Origin of the sequence: Cerasicoccus sp. TK19100 (assembly GCF_027257155.1) — a bacterium.
In the GTDB taxonomy this organism is placed as follows: Bacteria; Verrucomicrobiota; Verrucomicrobiia; order Opitutales; family Cerasicoccaceae; genus Cerasicoccus; species Cerasicoccus fimbriatus.
In genome coordinates, this window is the sequence record NZ_JAPWDU010000005.1 from 477,187 (window position 1) to 495,505 (window position 18,319).

At 54.9% G+C, this 18,319-nt stretch carries 16 protein-coding genes; 3 read left to right on the forward strand and 13 right to left on the reverse strand.

The window, feature by feature from the left end; genetic code table 11:
- Positions 1 to 149 precede the first annotated feature (149 nt).
- Positions 150 to 1,247 (forward strand): hypothetical protein, encoded by a 1,098-nt coding sequence (locus O3S85_RS14480; RefSeq protein ID WP_269541275.1) that lies wholly within the window; start codon positions 150 to 152, stop codon positions 1,245 to 1,247.
- 347 nt (positions 1,248 to 1,594) lie between these two features.
- On the opposite strand, the gene O3S85_RS14485 is transcribed toward O3S85_RS14480, so the two are convergent.
- Complete coding sequence (locus O3S85_RS14485; RefSeq protein WP_269541278.1) at positions 1,595 to 2,578, reverse strand: SAM-dependent methyltransferase; 984 nt, start codon at positions 2,576 to 2,578, stop codon at positions 1,595 to 1,597.
- A gap of 59 nt (positions 2,579 to 2,637) precedes the next feature.
- Here O3S85_RS14485 and tsaD point away from each other — a divergent pair, with 59 nt between their 5' ends.
- Entirely contained in the window at positions 2,638 to 3,675 is a 1,038-nt protein-coding gene (tsaD, locus tag O3S85_RS14490; RefSeq protein WP_269541280.1) for a tRNA (adenosine(37)-N6)-threonylcarbamoyltransferase complex transferase subunit TsaD, read from the forward strand.
- Positions 3,676 to 3,767: 92 nt separating this feature from the next.
- A complete protein-coding gene (locus O3S85_RS14495) occupies positions 3,768 to 5,474 on the forward strand; it encodes an NADPH-dependent assimilatory sulfite reductase hemoprotein subunit (RefSeq protein ID WP_269541283.1) in 1,707 nt (568 codons plus the stop codon).
- A 142-nt stretch (positions 5,475 to 5,616) separates the two neighbouring features.
- On the opposite strand, the gene O3S85_RS14500 is transcribed toward O3S85_RS14495, so the two are convergent.
- The 12 genes from O3S85_RS14500 to O3S85_RS14555 all read right to left on the reverse strand — a co-directional run bounded on the left by O3S85_RS14500 (position 5,617) and on the right by O3S85_RS14555 (position 18,284).
- Positions 5,617 to 6,426 (reverse strand): glycosyltransferase family 2 protein, encoded by an 810-nt coding sequence (locus tag O3S85_RS14500; RefSeq protein ID WP_269541285.1) that lies wholly within the window; start codon positions 6,424 to 6,426, stop codon positions 5,617 to 5,619.
- A complete protein-coding gene (locus O3S85_RS14505; protein ID WP_269541286.1) occupies positions 6,423 to 7,598 on the reverse strand; it encodes a glycosyltransferase in 1,176 nt (391 codons plus the stop codon). Before O3S85_RS14505 ends, O3S85_RS14500 begins: the two co-directional genes overlap by 4 nt.
- Positions 7,595 to 8,740, reverse strand: a complete 1,146-nt coding sequence (locus O3S85_RS14510) for a glycosyltransferase family 4 protein (RefSeq protein ID WP_269541287.1) — start codon at positions 8,738 to 8,740, stop codon at positions 7,595 to 7,597. The genes O3S85_RS14505 and O3S85_RS14510 overlap by 4 nt, the downstream gene beginning before the upstream one ends.
- Complete coding sequence (locus O3S85_RS14515) at positions 8,737 to 9,738, reverse strand: glycosyltransferase family 4 protein (RefSeq protein WP_269541289.1); 1,002 nt, start codon at positions 9,736 to 9,738, stop codon at positions 8,737 to 8,739. Before O3S85_RS14515 ends, O3S85_RS14510 begins: the two co-directional genes overlap by 4 nt.
- A 221-nt stretch (positions 9,739 to 9,959) precedes the next feature.
- Positions 9,960 to 10,997 carry a glycosyltransferase family 4 protein gene (locus O3S85_RS14520; RefSeq protein ID WP_269541292.1) on the reverse strand — a complete coding sequence of 346 codons (1,038 nt, stop codon included), beginning with the start codon at positions 10,995 to 10,997 and terminating at the stop codon, positions 9,960 to 9,962.
- Positions 10,994 to 11,761 (reverse strand): hypothetical protein, encoded by a 768-nt coding sequence (locus O3S85_RS14525; protein ID WP_269541294.1) that lies wholly within the window; start codon positions 11,759 to 11,761, stop codon positions 10,994 to 10,996. Before O3S85_RS14525 ends, O3S85_RS14520 begins: the two co-directional genes overlap by 4 nt.
- Before the next feature lie 71 nt (positions 11,762 to 11,832).
- Complete coding sequence (locus tag O3S85_RS14530) at positions 11,833 to 12,831, reverse strand: glycosyltransferase family protein (protein ID WP_269541296.1); 999 nt, start codon at positions 12,829 to 12,831, stop codon at positions 11,833 to 11,835.
- Positions 12,832 to 12,953: 122 nt separating this feature from the next.
- Positions 12,954 to 13,829, reverse strand: coding sequence for a glycosyltransferase family 2 protein (locus O3S85_RS14535; protein WP_269541299.1), 876 nt, complete (start codon positions 13,827 to 13,829; stop codon positions 12,954 to 12,956).
- A gap of 1 nt (position 13,830) precedes the next feature.
- Positions 13,831 to 15,057, reverse strand: a complete 1,227-nt coding sequence (locus tag O3S85_RS14540; protein ID WP_269541300.1) for a glycosyltransferase — start codon at positions 15,055 to 15,057, stop codon at positions 13,831 to 13,833.
- Between the two features lie 8 nt (positions 15,058 to 15,065).
- Complete coding sequence (locus tag O3S85_RS14545) at positions 15,066 to 16,142, reverse strand: glycosyltransferase family 4 protein (RefSeq protein WP_269541302.1); 1,077 nt, start codon at positions 16,140 to 16,142, stop codon at positions 15,066 to 15,068.
- Between the two features lie 7 nt (positions 16,143 to 16,149).
- On the reverse strand, positions 16,150 to 17,208 hold the full coding sequence (locus tag O3S85_RS14550; RefSeq protein ID WP_269541303.1) for an acyltransferase family protein: 1,059 nt from the start codon (positions 17,206 to 17,208) through the stop codon (positions 16,150 to 16,152).
- Positions 17,205 to 18,284: a glycosyltransferase gene (locus O3S85_RS14555; protein ID WP_269541305.1), complete on the reverse strand. Its 1,080-nt coding sequence runs from the start codon at positions 18,282 to 18,284 to the stop codon at positions 17,205 to 17,207. Before O3S85_RS14555 ends, O3S85_RS14550 begins: the two co-directional genes overlap by 4 nt.
- Positions 18,285 to 18,319 lie beyond the last annotated feature (35 nt).

Below are 18,319 nucleotides of genomic sequence, written 5' to 3' on the forward strand. Positions count from 1 at the left end.
TTATTCAGTTTTCAACTTCGTGTTCTCTGTGCTCTTCGTGGTTAAAAAAAAGACTCTCCAACAACTTCTTAGGCTGATCCTCACTCAACCATCATTGAACGATACTAAGGGTTAAACGCAGTCTCAGCCTATCAGAAACCCAAACGATAATGATCACAAGCAGCAGAAAATCCCAAGAAAGTGGCTTCCAGTTCGGTGGCCACAGCAGCGTAGTCATCAATGGTGACAACGCTTCCATCTATGTTGGCCGTCTGGACAACTACGGCGAAGCCAGCACTCCGCGCCTCCAGGTGTGGGCCCTCTATGGTGCCCCCTCCGGTGAGGAAATCGACGGCGTGCTCCTGGCTGAGGCTGAAACGCAGACCCTCTACGGTGGCTACTATCTCGAATTCATTTCCCTCGACGCGGCCCTGGTGGACAGCGTTCGCGGCCTTTACACGATCGCGCTCGTCGTAACGCGTGCTGGCGAGTCCGGCTCCTACGACGATATCGTAGTGATGCCCGACCTGGTAGACTTCTACCACCCGCAGCTCATCCAGCCCGCCGCCGCTAAGCTCAGCAGCGATGGTTTCTCCGCTGCAGTGGCTGGCGTCAGTAACCCGCGCACTTCCGGCACCACCAGTGGCTCCCTCGTGATCGAGCTCTGGGCGCTGGCCAACGCAGGTGGCTTTACGGGTAACGATTTTCACCTCGGTGGCGTCGAATACATCTCCGCTGCGGGCGGCGAAGTTTCTTCTGCGATCGAGTTCAACGGCTACCCGAACTACCCGACGGGCAAGTTCTTCCCAGCCGTGGTTCTGCGTGAGTGGACCCCCGCCGGCTACCTCGTCCGCGACCGCATCGTCGGCGAAAACGCAATCGAGCTGCCTCCGCAAGGTGGTGCCGTGGCCGACGCCTTCAATGCACCGCTTGCTCAAGTGACCGCCAAGGTCTCCGTGCAAGAGCCGACTCTCGCCAAGGCCGCCCTCAAGGATGGCCCCACGCAGGAGAAGAAGGTTGCTCCAGCGAAGAAGGCCGCCGCTCCTGCCGCCAAGAAGGAAGCCGCCAAGCCCGCCGCTAAGGAGGAGCCCAAGAAGGTCGAAGCTAAGAAAGTGGAAACCAAGGCAGCAGCACCCGTTAAGGCAACGCCAGCCAAGGCCGAACCCAAGAAGGAAGAGCCTAAGCCCGCCGCCAAGAAGGCTGCAAAGAAGGCCGTTGAGAAGAAGTCGACGATCAAGAAGGCTTCCAAGACCTCCAAGAAGAAGTAAGCGTCTTGTCAGGTGTTTTTACCACGAAGCCGCCGGAGTTTTCCGGTGGCTTTTTTGCTTATCGAGTGGTGCCTAAAGGAACGCGAACCTCTGTGTTCGCACCACGCCTGGATGGCGGATCGCAAATTTCCACATTTGCCTACAATCAGTCTGCCTTTTCTACCGTCTAAAGAGTGTGTTGGATCAGAAGCAGAACTGGGAACCTGAGTTCCGCCAGCATGACACGATGCGAACACAGAGGTTCACGTTCCGCCAGCGACCTGTCACCGATACGTGCCATTTTAAGACGCAAAGTAATTCCAGTGCTGGTTCCAGTGCCTGCCGCATCCGCTTGGCGAAGCAGGCGGCTAGCGCGTTGCTGCCAGCACCTGGAACTTCGAACCAAAGCCGCTCGGGTGGATCAGTGATTGCAATTCACGTCGGGCGTCGGCGTCCGCGCTCAGGCGCTCGATCTCGGCCCAACTGCGCTTGACGATAAACGCCTCTTGGCGCTGTAGGGGCTGCGGGGCAAACCCGGTTGCCGATAGCGCGGACTCAATGCGGTCCCAGCAAACGTGGGTCGTAAGGTCCTGGTGGCCGGGCAGGGCAAGTAGCTCGTTGTGCTGTTGGTGGCGGTAGTAGGCGCGCGCGGTGCCTTGCGGGGTGACGGTGGTCAGCTCGGGCCAGGTTTTGCCGTAATCGATCAGAATCATTGCGCCGGACCAATTGCCCGCCGCCCATTGCCTGACCAACGACTCCGCCTCCAGCGCGATATCGAGCCGGTAGCCGGGGAGCGATTGCTCGGGTAAAACGTCGGCGAGCTGCGCCTTAACGGGCGCGCTGAGTGCATCAAGCAGGACTTCGCGCAGCATATCGCCATCGACCGCGACCCCCCATTCGCGCCAGGCACCGTCGTGAAACTCCAGCCGGTGAAAGGGCTGGGCGTCGAGGATTTCATTCGCGACGAGCACGGTGTGTTCGTCGGGCTGAAAATCAGTACCCAGAGGGAACGATTTCAACTCGCCAAACCCGGTTTCGATGCCAGCGAACATGCCGCCTTCCGGCTCGGCACCGATCTCGGCCAGGGTGAAATCGGCCGGGTTACCGGGGGTGACCAACTGGCGTGCGGCTTCCGCAATGACGCGGCCAAACACGCTACCGACGGACACCGAAGTGTAGAAATCGGCACCCTGAGTTTTGCCTACGCGTGTGCGCTCGCGGCGGTAGTAGCCCTCGGTGGGGTGGTAGAGCGCGAGGCGCGAAAAGTCGGCATAGTTCAGCCGGCCAGAGGCGTCGGCGGCCTCGCGGAGGGCGGAAAGGAGTGGGGCGGATGGTGTTTCACGGGTTGCCACGGCGCGCAGAATTGTTCCTGATGGGCTTTTGCGCAAGCATTGGCGCGAGAGTTTTTGCAATGAGATACTTGGCAATAGAGAGTTCGTGTGACGAGTCGGCCTTGGCGTTGTTTGACAGCGACCGCGGCCTGCTCGGCGAGTGGGTGCATTCGCAAATCGCGCTGCATGGTGAATACGGCGGTGTGGTGCCCGACCTGGCCAGCCGCGAGCACGTGAATAATTTCGGCCCGTTGCTTGCCAAAGCGCAGGCCGATGTGGCGCTGGAACCGGTGGACACAATCGCCGTCACCACCGGCCCGGGGCTCGCTGGCTGTTTGGCGGTGGGCATTGCCGTGGCCAAGTCGCTCTCGCTGGCCTGGGGCGCGCCGCTAATCGCGGTCAACCACCTGCGCGGGCATGCGTTTTCGCCGTTCATCGCGCTGCATGAGGAGGCCCCGGCGGACTTCGAAGCGAACTTGCAAAAACGGCTCCCGCACCTGGGCCTGCTGGTCTCGGGGGGGAACACGGTGCTATTTTTAATCGGTGAAGACCGACGCATTCGCTTGCTGGCGCAGACCGTCGACGACGCGGCAGGCGAAGCGATCGACAAGGGGGCCAAGCTGCTCGGCATGCCATACCCTGGCGGTATTCAGATTGAAAAAACGGCGGCTGAGGGCCAAACCGGCCGCTTTGATTTTCCCACTGGTATCGCAAAAAGCACGGATTTCCGGTTCAGTTTTTCCGGGCTCAAGACCAGCTTGCGCTATCAATTGGAAGCGATGAGCGATGATGAACTTGCTTCGGCAATGTCGGATATTTGCGCCGATTATCAGGCTGCCATCGTCCGCCAGCTCGTGAATAAAACGCGCCACGTCTTGGCGAAAAACAAGGTGGCGAGCGTGGGGCTTTCTGGCGGTGTAGCTAATAACACCCTGCTGCGCAATGAGATGGAAAACCTGGCACGAAAGAAGCGCCTGCCGCTGCTCATGGCTCAGCGCAAACACACGGGGGACAACGCCGCGATGATCGCCTTCGCTGGGTGGGTGGACCCAGAGGCCCCGGAGCAGCTGATTGGAGAAATGACATTTGATCCTTCGGTGCCGCTTGCATTAGCTTAGCTGCTAGCCTATTTCACTATCTTGACTATTTTACCTAAGATAGTTAATTTTGTTGTCAGGAAGTCAAAACTCGCCCAACTATTATAGAGATTATGGCCGAAACTAACGTTAAGAAGTTGTCGAAGAACGAAACGATCAAGGAGAACAGTAACTTTCTCCGGGGCACGATCCTGGAAGGGTTGGCCGATGTCAGCACCGGTGCCTTGTCCGACGACGATGGCCAACTGACGAAGTTTCACGGCATTTACCAGCAGGACGACCGCGATGTGCGCAACGAGCGCCGCAAGCAGAAGCTCGACAAGGCTTACAGCTTCATGGCGCGTGTGCGTGTGCCGGGTGGTGTTTGCACGCCGAAGCAATGGCTGGAGATGGACCGCCTGTCCGATCAGTTTGCCAACGGCACACTGAAGCTCACCACACGGCAGGCGTTCCAGTTTCATGGCATCATCAAGAGCAACCTCAAGCGCACGATCGCGGAAATTAACCACGCGTGCCTCGATACCATTGCGGCCTGCGGCGACGTGAACCGCAACGTCATGTGCAACCCGAATCCTTACCAGAGCGCCGTCCATGCCGAGGTGCAAAAGCTGGCGGAGGACATTAACACGCACCTGACTCCGCAGACCCGCGCCTATCACGAGATCTGGCTCGACGGTGAGAAGGTCGAGACAACCGAGACCGAGGAGCCCATCTACGGCAAGACTTACCTGCCGCGCAAATTTAAAACCGTGATCGCCGTCCCGCCGAGCAACGACGTGGACATCTTCGCGCACGACCTTGGCTACATCGCCATTGTGGAAGACGACAAGCTCGTTGGCTACAATGTGACCGTTGGCGGAGGCATGGGCATGACTCACAACAACCAGGCGACTTACCCGCGCGTTGCGCAGATGCTGGGCTTCATTAAGCCGGTCGACGCGATCAAGATTGCTGAAGCCGTCGTGACCACGCAGCGTGACAACGGCGACCGTAGCGACCGCAAGCACGCGCGCCTGAAATATACCGTTGAGGACATGGGGCTGGATAATTTCCGCGCCGAAGTCGCCAAGCGCAGTGGGGTGGACATCGAGCCCGCCCGCGATTTCAAATTCGAGCACATGGGTGACCGCTACGGCTGGGTCAAGGGCATCGACAACAAGTGGCACCTGACGCTCTTCATCCAAAATGGCCGCGTCCTCGACACGCCGGACTACGCGATGAAGACTGCCCTCCGCGAAGTGGCCAAGATTCACACTGGCGACTTCCGCCTGAGCGCAAATCAAAACCTCGTCATCGGAGCCGTAGATGACAAGGCCAAGCCCGCGATCGAAGCGATTCTTAACGAGCACGGCCTCATGGACCGCCTCAATACCAGCGGCATGCGCCTCAATTCGATGGCTTGCGTGGCGTTGCCGACCTGTGGCCTCGCCTTGGCGGAGTCCGAGCGTTACCTGCCGGACCTGATTACCGACATCGAAAAGATTCTCGACGAAGCGGGTTTGCGCGAAGACGAAATTGTTATCCGCATGACGGGTTGCCCGAACGGCTGCGCTCGTCCGTTCCTCGCCGAAATTGGCTTCGTGGGCCGCAGCCCCGGTAAATACAATCTCTACCTCGGGGCGAGCTTTACCGGTGAGCGCGTGAACAAGCTTTACCGCGACAGCATCACGCACCAGCAAGTGATTGACGAGTTGAAGCCAATCCTCTTGCGCTACGCCAAGGAGCGCAACGAAGGCGAGCGCTTTGGGGACTTCACCATTCGCGCAGGCTACGTCAAAGCCGTCAACGAATCCAAGACCGACTTCTGGTCCGACAACTAGGCCAACGTCCCGTTGGATCAATGGATTTGCGCATTGCGCAAAAGGCCTTTTAAAACGAAACAGCCCGTTCGCGATGAACGGGCTGTTTTGTGAAAGGGTAGGGACGTCTTTCCGCGGCGTCCGCTTCGTCGGATAGGATCTTTTACTCCCTGCGTAATCGCTCAACTTCCCGATACACCGTACGCTCGTAGATCGCGATATTCCGGCAATAGGTAAAGCCGGGTTTTCCTTCCAGAAACCCAAACTTCAGCACGTAGGGCACCAAGAAACGCAGCCAGGGAAATACCCAACTGCGCCCAAGCTTGATCTTGATTGCCTGGTTGCGCCGGGAGCCATTGCCCGAGAAAAGGTCACCCCAGCTCGCGCTGCCCTGCATGCGCGCGCGGGCCTCGACCTTGGCGTAGCGATCATGCTTTTCGAACCATTGCTCCCAGCCCTTCGAAAACGCGTAGTGCTCGTAGGGCTCGTGTAAATATTCCAAACGGCCATCTACCCGACCTTCCTTTTGGCCATGACCGAAGTCGGTGAAGTCGGCGCGGCCTTGGCGCAATAGTCGAAACTGCCACTTTGGAAACGAGTCGCAGCGCTTCAACCAGCGCCCATCAAGCATCGTCTTCCAGCAACAGTAAAAGCCAGCCACATCCTCAGGCGCGCTATCAATTGCTTTGTGTAATGCCTGACGAAAAGCGGGCGTGGCGATCTCATCAGCATCGAGAAATAGAATCCAGTCATGTTTGAGCGGCAAGTTTTCAAGTGCGTAGTTCCGCTGCTGGCCGAAGGACTGAAAAGGATTTTCGCTGACATGACAACCAGCCTTGCGCGCAATAGCCTTAGTTTGGTCACGGCTGCCGGAATCGAGCACGTGGACGTCTTCAAACTCCGTTAGCGCCGCCAAGCAAGCAGGCAGGTCCTGCTCTTCATTATAGGTAAGGATGATTACCGAGACGTTCATCGTTCATTCGCCGTGGCAAGTTCTTGCTGAATAAACGCCAGCAGATCGTTGGTATTCTTCTCCATCAGAAAATACTCTGCGAAGCAAAGCTTGGCGCTGCGTTTCATCTGCGATTTCTCCTCCGGGCTGAGCGATAAAAATTGCTGGAGTAGTGAGCGAACGCCATCAAGGTCATCGTTGGTAACAATGCCTGCGCCGCTTTGCTCGACCTCGCGCCAGATGTTTACCTTGTTGCTGATTAGCGCGGGCGTGCCCATCGCCAAGGCCTCGGCTACGACAATGCCGAAGTTCTCTTGATGCGAAGGCAGCACCATGGCTTCGGCATGAGCGAGTGCGCCCCACTTAGCGGCACCGGTTATCATGCCGGCAAAGTGAATATGTGGATCGCTCGCGGCGAGCTGCCGAAGCTGGTTCGTGAAACTAGCATCTTGTTCGGGGCCAGCTAAGATTAAGTCGGGCATACACTGTCCGTTTTTCTTTAGCTCGCAGTAAGCTTTGACGAGTAGGTCCGCGCCTTTTTTTTCATGCAGTCGGCCTAGGTAAAGCAGATAGGGCTGGCCTTGCTTTGCAGGACAAAGTTTATGCCAGGCATCGTTCATTTCGTCAGTGCTGTAGTCGGGCAATTGTGTCCCGTAGCCGACCACTTGCTCTCGCGCTCGATAGAGCCAGAACGATTGACGGGCTAGAATTTTCTCCTCTTCGCAAGTGAATAGCACCGCCCGCGCGTCGCGCAGCACGCGGTACTCAGCCCATGGCCAATAGAGCCATTTCTTGAAATGCTTGAGCGGGTAGGTGCGCTTAAACCAGGGGTCCATCATCCCGTGGGTAAAGACGAAATACGGTGGCGCGCTCGCGCCCAGCTTGCGTGCCTGACGCCAAACCGCAAAGCTCGGGTATTGCCAGACGCCATTGACAATGGCGGCGTCGAACTGGCTGAGATGGTTGGCTAGCCAATCATCCAAAGCAGGGCAGTAGCCGTAGCCACTTTTACCAGGGCCGACCGCGATGAAGTCGCCGGGTAGTTGGATATCGGCGACGGCTGCGGGATCATCAACGGTGACGTGCGTAACCTCGTGGCCCGCCTTGACCATAAACTCCGACGACAGGCTAACACCTGCGCTAACGCCGCCACGAAGGGGATCGGCCGAGTGTATGACTTGCAGCAGCTTCATGGTTGCTGGGTGATGATTGCCGATTGGTAAAGGTTCACGTAGGCATCGATCATGGCGTCGGTTGTAAAGCGCTGCGCGTTTTCCAAACCATCGCGCACCAAACTGTCCAATGTCTCCGGAGCACATAAAGCTTCGTTGATCAAAGCAGCTGCCTGGTGCTCGTTGGCTGGATCGAAAAACAGCGCGGATTGGCAATTGGAACGGAGTGGCTCGATATCACTCACGGCGACAGGGCAACCGCAGGCCTGCGCCTCCAACGGCGGCCAACCAAAGCCCTCGGCGATTGACGGGAAAATAAAGCAAGTAGCTTTGCAATACAAAGCTTGAAGCAAGTCATTGCTGGGAAGTTCGATGACGACGACTCTATCTTCATATCCCTGAATTACGTTCAGCAGGTCTTCCGATGGCGGCGGACCGGCAAAAACCATCTGCAGGTCTGGTTGTAGCTCGAAAATTTTGGCTGCGATACGCATGGCCCCTGCGCGGTTTTTATACCAGCCGTTTCCGCCAACGTGGAGCAGGTAGCGCGATGAGAGAGGAGCGCCGGATGTTGTCTTAAGGCTGGCGGATTGCAGACGCGCCTCGACCTCTTCAATGGATAGCGGTCGATAGGCATGGGGCAGGCCGGAGAGTATGACGCGTGCAGTCTCTTTTGTCTCCGGAGCGAGCTTTGCGAGGTCTTGCCTGGTTGGCTCGGATACGCAAGCAATGGCGGGTGCATTGCGAAGGTGGTGAAAGATCCAGCGTTGTTGCTGCTGCCCGATGAGAGACTTTTGCTGACCGTCGATAAGCCCCTTCCAGCTCTTGATTGCAAACAAGTCATGGCAGGTCACTATGCTGGGGTGTGGTCGAATATGTGGCAGGTAGATCGCGTTGGCGTGGTCGCAAATATGGACGATGTCGGGCTGGACCGTTGTGAGTGTTTTTTGGAGTGCGCGGGGAGCAAGGATGTATTTATCGATGTAACCGAGCCACTTGCCAAAGCCGCTCTCCGTACTGCGCGCACGTCCGAATGTTACCGCTGGTTGAAACTGCTCTACGCTGTGGCCAGCGGCTTCCAGCCCGCGCTTCATCATGTGCATGAAGGCGAGCATGCTGTGCTGCCGATCTTGCTGGTAGTTGCCAATCAGCAGGATCTTCATATGGAACTAACTGCTTGGACAATCGCCTTACGGTAGTTTTCCCAAGTGACTTCCGCGGCCTTTTGCGGTGCGACGGCTTGCATCGCTTGAAGTTGCGCGGGGTGATCACGCAGGTACTGCAGCTTTTCTGCAATTGCCTCTGGCGAGCGAATTGGGACCAGAAATCCGGCCTTCTCGTCGGCGACTAAATCCTCGGCTCCGGCATTGGCGGTAACGATGATTGGCAGCCCGCAAGCGAGTGCTTCCTGTTGCACCAGGGCGCGCCCTTCAACGAGCGAGGGCAGGGCAAACACATCGCAGCTTTGCATGAGCTTTAATACCTCATCATGCGGGCGTGGCGGGTGGTGAATGAAGCCCGGAAGCTGCTGCTGATAAAATGTCATCGGTGCCAAGGGACTGCCCAGCACATGCAGCTCAAAATGGTTCGGGTCGAGCAGGTGCATGGCGGCCATTAGATCACCGAGTCCCTTGCGCTGGCTCATCGAACCGGCGAACAGGACACGCAGTTTGGATGACGCTTTTGCTGACGCAGTTGGCTTAGGTGGGGTGGGCGAGCCAAAGGGAATGACATGGACGGGCTTCACTGCGCGGATGCTTTCGGGGATGGAATCTGCTACGAATTGGCTCGGGCAGATAACGGCATCAGCAAGTGCCAGTTCCTCGTCCTTGCGCCGATGCTTGGCTGGCGAGTCGTGCACCGCAGTCAGCGTATCGCGCCAGGAAGGCATACGCTCAGACTCTTCCTCCATGATGCGTTTCGAGGTCTGCCAGTGGGCGATGGGCAGATCGTAAATGCATTTCCAACCAAGCTCCTTGGCGCGCCGAAATGTGGCAAGCGCCCCATCTTCATAAGCATAAACGCGATCGACTTCGCTGCCTCTATTCAAGCCAGCTGCCACTTCATTATCGAAGTAGCGGTAACACGCATCGAGGCTTGCCCAACCGGTTTCATGGCGAGTCAATGACTCAATGTTGAGGCGTTGGGCTATGAGTCTCACGATCTCACGGGTGGGGTGCAGTCTGAGGAACGGGCGAAGCTGTTCAGGGTATCGCCGCCGGCTGATTTCTCCCATGCCTGGTAGTTGTGAGAGGCGTTGAAACGCGTTGCTGCCGCATGACGCAATACTGAGATGCAGCCCACCGAGTGCTTGTGCCTGGTGCAGGGCCACTGCTGCTTCACGAGCGAAATTATTGCCAGTTGGATGCGCTAGTAGCGTGTTCACTTTGCGAGAAGTTTACGGTAAAGCGTCGGATAGAAATCCATCGGCGTCAGGTGAGCTTCGAGTGTGCTGTAGCCGAGCTTCGATAAACGCTGGTATTCATCGCTGTCCATTGCGGCAGCCTGCTCCAATAATCGTGCCAGCTCATCGACATTGCCTGGAGTGCAGAGTAAGGCACCAGGGCCTGCGGACTCCGGAAGCCCGCCATCGCGTGTAGCGATGACCGGGATGCCGTTGGCGCGTGCCTCCAGCGGAGTTAGGCCCATGTCTTCCCGGGTGTTTGCGGGCGCAGCAAGCCAGCGCGCTTCGCGAGTTAAGCGGCGCTTTGTGTCTTCATCGACAAAGCCTTTGAAGTCGACCTCGATACCCAACCGCTGAGCGAGAGTTTGCAGAGCTTCACGCATTGGGCCGTCGCCAACTATACGTAGCGGATGCTCGGCGCGATTGAGCGATGCACGGGCATAGGCTTCGATAAGTGTGTCGGCACCTTTGTTGGCGATTAGTCGCGAAATGAAGACAAAGCCACGCCGCTTCTCAATGGGCGAGAAGTTCATTTCCAGCCTTGAGACCGTCGGCATGACTCGGTCTTTTACCTCGTCGCGATATCCCCAGGACTGCTGAACAAAATTGGAATTATATAAACGCATGTCAGCCAGCAGCGCACCGAATTTCCATGAGAGCGTGCGGGCGAAGGGGCGGTCGTAAAGATGATTATGTATAGTCTGGACTAACTTTGCACTGCAAAGCTTTGTCATGACTGCGATGTCTGGAGAAGCATTCTGTGCGTGAACGAGGTCCGAGGCACGAATGAGTTTCAATAAATCGCCGGACGATTTGGCGACGATACGATAGGGAATCTGTGCATCGTCGAGAATACCTTTCAAACGTTGATCTACCTCATGTCCACGGACGAGCTTTAGCGCAAGTGTTGTCGTAAAACCATCGATGGAGCTGACATATTTGGCCAGCTCCAGGCAGAAGGCTTCGATGCCGCCATAACTTCCCATGGTGGGCGAAGCTATAAGGATGTGCGTCATGGCTTGGATAGCTTGGCTTGCGCATTCCGCTTTGCGCGAACTAATTCCTCGGTCAAAGAAATGGCTTTGGCCGGCTGGGTGGTTAGCGAAACTACAGCGGTATCGGCGTTCATGCATTCGGCTTCCGCGAGGAGGTGTCGGTAGTCCGAGGCAAAATGCCAGACAATGCTTCCGGGTGTAGCTTTCAAATCCTGCGGTGGAAAATCAACGGCGGCGGGTGACCAGTAGCTGGGCTTTTCCGCCTTGCTGCCGAGTAATGCCCATGCGGTCTGCTCGACGAGTGCGGGAAAGCGTAGGTGCTGTGGTTGTGAAAAAAAGTAATCCAACAAATCCAGATCGATGATTGCCGGATCGGCAAGTAGTATACCGGCGTTGGCATGGCTGATCAAGGGATGCCCGCCAATGCGCAGGCGCATGCGATTCAACAAGCTGGGTGAGTAAGCGCTTTGTTGATCGCGCATGCAAACAAACTGGCTTTGTTGTGATGCGCTCACGATGCCGCTAAACGGTCGGAGAAAGAGAATGTCGGTGTCTAGTATGAGCTTTGGCTGATCGTCCAGTAGGGGGATGTCTAACAGCTTGCGGCACATGACAAACTGCTCGCGAGCACGCTGCAAATTTGGGTAGCCATCTAGCGCGGGAATATTACTAATGCGATGGATGGCGCTTGTTTCGATTTTTAAACGCTCACACAGCACGTCGCAATCTTCGGCGGTTAAGGAACCGTCGTCGAACAGATGCAGGTCGATGTCGTCTCGCGACATTTGAACAAAGGACCCAAGGCATTTCAAGGCCTGCCCAACATCGCGATGGCAGATTAGCGAATAGGCGTTCATCAGAGACCGAGGATAGCGAGTTGTCGGTTGGCGACTTCGGTCAGCATTGACCTTGGTTCAAAGACCGATGGTTCTTTGAAGTCATTGGCGGATACACAGTCGATCGTTAGAATTTGATTCTGTGGAAACAAGTTCGGAAAAACTCCGATTGGGCCGCCCCGCTGGAGACAACCAATGATAGGCACGCCGCGTTCAAGGATGGCGATTGATGTGCCACTCTTGCCAATGCCTTCCAGTGGCGTTGTGGACAAGCCGAAGTCGGCTAATTGAATTGCGCGATCAATCTCTTCAGGCGGTAATTCCCCACGTCTGCTGAATGAAATGCACGGGAACTCATGCCTGGTAAAATTTTTCCACGCAGATTCGCCACGGTCGATGCGCCCAATCGACGTAATGACGCAACTTCGCTTTGCGTTACAAAGTGCACCATTGATTGCCCGCAATGCGCGCTCGGCTGGGAAGTCTGTTGCGATTCTACCAAACAAAACGATGTTTATCGGTCTATCTTGAGCTCCTCGGGAGGGCATCTGACGTTCGCTTCGATTGAATGGAATGTTCCCAAAGAGCGGCAAGGGTTCGATCGTTTTCCCCGTGAGTCGATGGAGGCGCTCCTGGTAGTCAGGGTTGCTGGTCGCAACGGATGCTGCGCGACGAAGATGCTTTGCGAGCAATCTCATTTGTAACCAGCCAAGAACGCGCTCTTTGAACTTACTTTCTATGCTAAGACCGCACCAGATCTCATGGCACATCCAGTGGATTTTTTGCCGGTTGAAAGTGCTTTCCAAATGGCGCAGCAGATCAAAGGGCAGTCCCTTGTGATGATAAGCAAAGGGGACATATTGCAAAACTACTTGATATGAGCCGAGGCCTTGTAAAGTTCTTTGCAGAAACACCGCTTTGTCTTTTGTTGGCATCGTGGCGCACAACCGCAGAGTCTGTATGCCGCTTTGCAGCTCATCTTGGATATCGCCGACATGTTGATCAAACAATGCAAACATTCGGCAATTGGCCCCGCGCTGCTGTAGCTCGGTAGCCAACACTCTGGTGTAATCTCCGACGCCATCTTTGCCAGGCTCCAAGCATCCGCAGATGAAAACAATCGTCGTTTTAGAGCGTAGGCTCACCTGATCAATTTGTCCTTAATATAGGGAATCAAAACCATGCCCGGGTTCTGAATGCCCAATGAGAAATGCCGGACCTTATCGCGCATTGTTGGCGTTGGTGCTTGGTGTGGCAGGTATTCTTTACCAAAAATATTCAGCCAGCAGGCTTTCGTTTCGTCCTGACAAATATCGTTCAGCGTTTCCGACTTGGATTGCGGATGAAAACGATAGTAGCCCATAAATCGGTTAAGCAGCTTAATGGGATGTTTTTGATAAATGCGGCAAAAGAAATCGAGATCCAGTGCGAACTTAAGCCCGGCATTGAAGCCCCCTAATTCATAAAAAACTTCTCGCCGCCAGAAGGCGGTTTCGGAGTTAATGGTGTAGACATTCTTTTCGGGGTCGAAGGCTCGGCTGCAAGTCCAGCCAGCTATCCGATCATGGGCGTCGATCAATATACGATGCCCGTGAACCAGCATTAGATTTGCATCATGATTGAGCGACTGAACTGCATTCGATGCCGCGTCGGGGGCGAGCATGTCATCGCTGTTCAGGAAGGAAACATAGCGCCCTCTGGCAACGGAAGCTCCTTCGTTGATGGCGGCCGACTGCCCATCGTCCGGGTGGCTGCGCCAATGCGCGAGCGCACCGCTATAGTGGTCGATGATGTCTCGAGATTGGTCTGTGCTGCCTGCGTCTAAGACGATGCACTCGACGGAAGGATGAGTTTGGCACAACACTGAGCGTATGGCTGCCTCGAGAAACTCGCCTTGGTTATAGCTGGGTATGATCACCGAAACATCCGGCTGGGCTGAAGCCGCGGACTCAACGCTGACTGGGCAACTAAATGGCCAAGCATTTCGTTGAGAAAAAACTGGGATGTCAGTTGCCATATCAGTTCATCATTTCGCGGTAAATCTCGATGGTTTGACGTGCATGTTTGCTCAGGTCGAAATGCGCCTCAGCATGATCACGTGCATGTTGCTTGAGCTCGATACGTTCTTCCTTTCGCGTGCCAATAAAGTTCTCAATCTTACGTTGATAAGCTTCGGCTGAGAGGTCGTCGGTGAGCAAGCCAGTGCGATTATTAATGACCATCTCGGTGACACCGCCCACGGGATTGGCGATGACGGGTGTCCCGCATGCAAGGCTTTCTTGAATGGTTAATGGTAGGTTGTCTGCGCGTGATGCAAACAGTAGGGCGTCGGCAGCGCGATAGGCTTGCACCTTTGCGTCATCGCTGGTCAGGAGGCCTAGTGCCTTAACGGGAATCTGCTGGTTCAGCTTAGGCCGTATATCACCGCCGCCGAAGGTGATGACTTGTATCTGCGCCATTAGTTCATCCGATAAGCGATTGAGTGCATCACAGATGATCGTCTGCGGTTTGCGCGGATCATCCAGATTGGCGCTGCTGAGTAAAAAGACAATGCGGCTAGCCTCAATGCCAAGCGCTTGGCGGGCATGATTCTGATCGGCGGGCGCATAGGTATTGGTATTAATTCCGTATGGTAGAACCGAAACCGGAATGTGTTTGGCAATGCTTTTCTGCACGCAATCTGCGAGCCATTGACTGGGGGTAATGATGTGTAACCTGGCTCGCGAAAGCGACCAGCGTTTTAGTTTCCACTCGATAGCAGTCCAATCATGCTTCACTCCAGGATAGACGCCGAGGTGGGGGCAGGCACCGCAACCGGTTTGCCAGCGACCGCAGTCCATGCTGAATGCACAATGTCCGGTAAATGGCCACATGTCATGCAGGGTCCACACGACTGGCTTTGCATTGCAAAGCTTGGGCAGCGCCAGAAAATTGAAATAAGCCGGATGCAGGTTGTGCATATGTATGACATCTGCCTGCTGGGCGAACTCACCGCTGATCTGTGAGAATGTGCTGAGGCGACCGGCACCAATGGTCATGCGGTCCTTCAAGGGACGTTCCAGCAGCCGATCGATGGTAGGACTGGAAACCACTTGGTAGTCATCTAGCCGCACTTGGTCGGGTGCGGTTTTGATTAGCCAGTTTACATCAATATTCAATGTCCTCAAGCCATCGGCCAGGCGCTCGGCGGCGATGGTAGCGCCGCCTCCACCGGTCCGCGTATGGTTAATGAATAAGGCCTTCATTTATTACCCTATACCGCTTCAATCGCGGTGATGTATTGCTTGGCCATACTTACGTCCGTGTAGGGGCTGGCCTGCATGGCTCGGTGAATGCTTTCAGCGCGCTGAGGCAGGGCTTCCACGGATTGGGAAAGTCGGAGAAGGATCTTAGTTAACTGAATAGGTGCAGCTTTATCGGTGATTAAATCAGGCGCATGCTCTTGAACGAAACCCAAGGCATCGCCAATACCGGGATATACGACCGGTATACAACCGCGACTCATTGCCTCAAGTAAAGACATTGGCATGCCTTCGTAATTTGAAGTCATTAGGATGGCGTGAGATTCGTCCATCAGCTTCCACACTTCGCCTCGAGGCAAGGGGCCAGTGATCTCGACTCGTGACTTTGCAGTGCAGAGTTCGCGAGTCAACTTATCCGCAAGCGGACCTTCGCCGACAATCTTTAGCGTAAAATCGACGCCTTGATCCAATAGCCGATTCGCAATTTCAATTAGATCACTAGCGCGCTTCTGTTTGTCTTCCAGACGTCCGCACCAAATAAGTTTAAGGGGAGCGGAGAGAGACTTTTTTGGTGATCTTTCTGGCACCGTCACCCCGTTGGTGATGACGGGAGTGGTCTGATTCTCCGTGCCAAAGCAAAATTCGCGCGATTGTTGGCTTACAGCAATGGTTGGGCACCAAACATCTTTGTAGGCCAGCCAGCGAGTACGATTGGACTCATCGGGGGCGTGAATCACGCCTACTTGAGTGACTGCCGGAAGCATCTGCGGTTGTAGCAATGTGAGATGCCCGCACAGATAATTGACCGGTGCCTCCGAGTTCAGCAAGGTGCGCAGTTTGCGCTCTTGGTAGGCGAGCTGGATGCGTGACCAGTCACGGCCCCGGGGGAAGAGCACGCGAAAAAAATTGGGCAGGTGCGGTATCGTTTTACATGGCGCAAAGAATGCTTGCGCTTCTGGCGAGATTTGGCGGTCAAATGTGATGAACTCGCAATCGTGGCCCAGCGTCTTTAATCCGTTGGCCAAAAAGTAATGGACTGAGTCCACGCCGGTTGGCTGCTGGGGAGATACTGCCAGTAAAAATCGCATTGATGACTTAGTAGCTGAATCGCGCTTTGAGTCGAAGTATCGGACGCTCAAAGCAATGCCACGATATGGCCGCGATCGCCAAAGTGAAACATGTCCACAGGGCGACGAATAGCCAGGAGTCGGCAATGCTCTCCTGTATGCCAGTCATCGAAATGAACTTGTAGAGAAACAGCAGGGACATGAACTGGTAGAGGTATATGCCGTAGCTAATTTTACCTACATACATCAGGGGTTTCCATTGGAAGACTTTGGAGAGCAGCGATGGTTTTTCCGTAGGTTGTGCAGCCCAAAAAACCACACCCATGAACACGACGCTTGTAGCCCAGTAGCCTAGTGTGCCCAGTTGGTGGGGGATTACGGGTGCGAGTTTACTGAAGGCGTAAAGTGTGACCCCGGCTAGTATCAGCACACGATAATTCCTGTTCAGCCAGTTTCCAAGTTTCTGCTGCTGGTTAAACTCAATTTGAGCGAGTAGCGCTCCACCGATCAGCGCATCAAATTGGCTGGTAGGTAAATTTCGCACGGAGATATAGTCCCATCCAGCATTGAGAAGCAGCCAGCGCGAGACTACTGCAAATACAATAAGCCCAAGGCTTATTTTGAATAATTTGCCTGACGGAATCAGAATGACGATCCATGGCCAGATGAGGTAAAACTGCTCCTCAATGCATAGGCTCCATAGGTGTCCTAAATAATCATAGCTAGCCTGCGGGTTTGCTGCTTCGACAATATTGAAGACATAGAAAATGGAACTGATCAGCGCCTCCGCTGAAAAACCGACCCCCAGTATGAGGCACACGATCAGCATCGCGTAATAAGGAGGAAATATGCGCAAAAACCGACGGGCAAAGAATGACTTCAAAACCTTTCCTGACGATGTATGCGCGTCCTTGGCTTGGAGAAGTATGGCAGTAATCAGGTAACCGCTGATCACAAAAAAACACTGCACGCCAAGGCTCCCCAGTGGCAACAAATGGGCGATCGCACTGCCGGGCAGGTAGTGGTCAATCAATACACCTGTTACGGCGAATGCTCGCAGGCTATCGAGTTTCGGTTTGTGCTTCAATTGAGTATTGGCGTTATGGCTTGTTTAAGTGATGCCATGCTCGAATCGATGGTGCTTTGGTAGAGGCTCTTCGCCGCGAGAGATAGCGTAGCCAGCTTGCCTGGGGTCTCAAATAAACGGATGATCGCATCTGCCATTTCAGTTGATGAATCCACGGTGATGAAAGCCTGGTTGTCGGTAGTTTGCGGCAGCCCTTGTGCTCCGTGTTGTGTCGTGATCAAGGGGCGGGCAAAGCACAGCGCTTCAGCGGACTTAATACTCAATCCCGAACCGGCGCGAGCTGGATTGATGACCAAGTCCGATGCCTCATAGGCATCACGGAGAGACTCCACGTGGCCCAATCGTTTTACGTTGAGAGCGCTAAGTTCCAACTGACAAATGGAACCGGCCAAGTTCAACTGCAATTCTGGAGCTTTGCGCAAAAGTATTGGCCACACTTGCTCGAGAAACCACGCGAGTGCCTGCTCGTTGATCGTGTTTCTTCCGCCAATGTAAAGCAATGTCTTTAAAGTCATTGGGGGAGGTAAAGGCGTAGGGGTGGCTAAATGTTGCACCGTATGAACCGGAACTTGCTGCCCAGCGATTCGCTCTAGCGATTCACGTTCGTGCTCCTGAATGGCGATAATCGATTGTGCGCGTTGCAGGCCTTTGCGCTCTTGCGCCTCGTTGGTAAAAAACCACTCGGCATGCAGGCCGGCTTTAATGAACTTCTTATGCCGATTGGAAAACAGATCGTGGGTATCGATGACGCGATGAGTGCTAGCGGGAAACGCTTCAAATGCTTTGGAAAAGAACACGTATTCTACCATAACTGCATCGGGCTTAATGCGTTGGTTGATTTCCCGTAAGTGAGGCAGTAGGGCGTCGTTGAAAAAATAATCTATCGGCATGACGCCAAGCCCATGCGCGGCCAGCGGGCTCGTGATTTTGTCTGGCATGGGAATGCCGGCAATGCGGATTTTCTTCCAGGGCTTATCGTATGGCGTCACGTGCAACCGCTCTCTCCAGTATGAATGCATTGCCTTTTCATCACCGGATTGAAAAGGGATATGGCAGAAGTGAACCTCAATACCCATGGCCTCAATTGCCTTGGCTAGCGTTAGGATGCGCT